This window comes from Streptomyces sp. NPDC101151 (genome assembly GCF_044768335.1).
Lineage (GTDB): Bacteria > Actinomycetota > Actinomycetes > Streptomycetales > Streptomycetaceae > Streptomyces.
Map to the genome: position 1 here is coordinate 1 of NZ_JBIWPP010000135.1, position 1,551 is coordinate 1,551.

The 1,551-nt window shown below is 68.3% G+C and carries 1 protein-coding gene and 1 pseudogene; one reads left to right on the plus strand and one right to left on the minus strand.

Annotated elements, in window-relative coordinates; all coding sequences use genetic code 11:
- Positions 1-198 precede the first annotated feature (198 nt).
- Positions 199-1,005, plus strand: coding sequence for a class I SAM-dependent methyltransferase (locus tag ACIRU3_RS47745; protein WP_404070778.1), 807 nt, complete (start codon positions 199-201; stop codon positions 1,003-1,005).
- Between the two features lie 89 nt (positions 1,006-1,094).
- Here ACIRU3_RS47745 and ACIRU3_RS47750 read toward each other — a convergent pair.
- Positions 1,095-1,373: pseudogene (locus tag ACIRU3_RS47750) on the minus strand (helix-turn-helix domain-containing protein); the annotation flags it as partial.
- Between the last annotated feature and the right edge of the window lie 178 nt (positions 1,374-1,551).

The following is a 1,551-nucleotide window of genomic DNA, read 5'->3' on the forward strand; positions in this document are numbered from 1 at the left end:
AACTTCGCCCGAGCCCGGTTCACTTCGTGTGCGTCCACACCTCCAACATGCCCCAGACAGGACCGATCGACAGACCTAACGGAGTCCTACTAGTGCCGCGTCAGAGAACGTTTGCCCTGCCGCTTTGTCGGGTGGGTCTAGTTCCAGGGTGCATGGCGGCGCGGCAAGGAAGAGGTTTCCTGGCGCGGCGCTACCGTCATGAGGGTGACAGGAATCAATGCCGACCGGCGATGGTTCGAATCCATGCCGGCGGCCTATGAGCATTACCTCGTGCCGGTGGTATTCCGGCCGTTCGCCAAGGACCTGACCGCCCGGGCGGCGGCACTCCACCCTCGGCGAGTCCTCGAACTGGCCTCGGGGACTGGTGTGTTGACAGCGGACCTCCTCGCGGCGGCACCCTCGGCCGAAGTGACGGCCACCGACCTGAACGAGGCCATGGTCGCTCTCGGGACAACCCGGGCTCCGGGCGCGGTGTGGCGGCAGGCCGACGCGCAGCAACTGCCCTTCCCGGACGGAGGCTTCGACCTGGTGGTCTGCCAGTTCGGCGTGATGTTCTTCCCCGACCGCATCGAGGCCTTCACCGAGATCCACCGGGTGCTGGCCCCGGGCGGCCGATTCCTGTTCAACACCTGGGGCCCGCTCGGGACGCACGCCTTCGAAGCCGCGCTGCAGGCTGGGCTGGAGCGGGCCTTTCCGGTCGACCCGCCACGGTTCTTCCAGAGGGTTCCGCACGGCTACGCCGACCCCGCTGTCGTGGCCGCTGATCTAGCGGCCGCCGGGTTCGCCGTCGAGGACGAGCAGGAGCTGACGCTTCAGGGCCGGGCCGCGTCGACCGCCGACCTTGCCACCGGGTACCTCACCGGGACACCGGTGCGCGCGGCCGTTGAGGAACGCGGCGACGGACCGACTGTCCGGGCCACCGTCATCGAGGAGATGACGGCACGGCTGGGCCCGGGGCCGGTCACCGCCCCGATGACGGCGTACGTCTTCCGTGCCGCGGCCTGAGCGCAGGACGCGCCCGCGCAGAGAATGGGCGTGAGTCGGCCTCGACGGGGCGCATCGCACGGACGCATGGTGCTCATCAGGCAACGTTCGCGCTCCGGCAGCGAGAACGCCCTCGGCCGCCCACCCCCGTACCTCGGGTAGAGCGAGCCGAAGCCGTCCGCGTTGAAGTTGTGGATCACGTCCCGCACCCGATCCGCGCTGGTGAAAGTCACCTCGGCGATCTTCGCCACGGGCATGCGCTGGGCGGACAGGAGCACGATCTGGGCCCGCCGCCAGGTCACCACCGAACCCGTGCCCCTGCGGATGATCCGCAGCAGCCGCTGCCCCTCGTCGTCATCGATCTCCCAGACCTGTACGCGGTCAGCCACGTGATCATTCTGACCGCCCGGAGCCGCCAGCCGCAGCACCCGGGCTCCTCGTCACAAGAGGGCGAACATTGTCTGATGCGGCACTAGTGTCCTGCGCCAGAGATCCGTCGACAGAAGCGGGCGAGAGAGTCGAGGATCTCCTCGGCTGTCTTGGTCCAGATGAACGGCTTAGGATCTT

Excerpts from the sequence above, each read along its gene's own strand:
- ACIRU3_RS47745 (WP_404070778.1), top strand. The coding sequence starts at position 199 with ATGAGGGTGACAGGAATCAATGCCGACCGGCGATGGTTCGAATCCATG.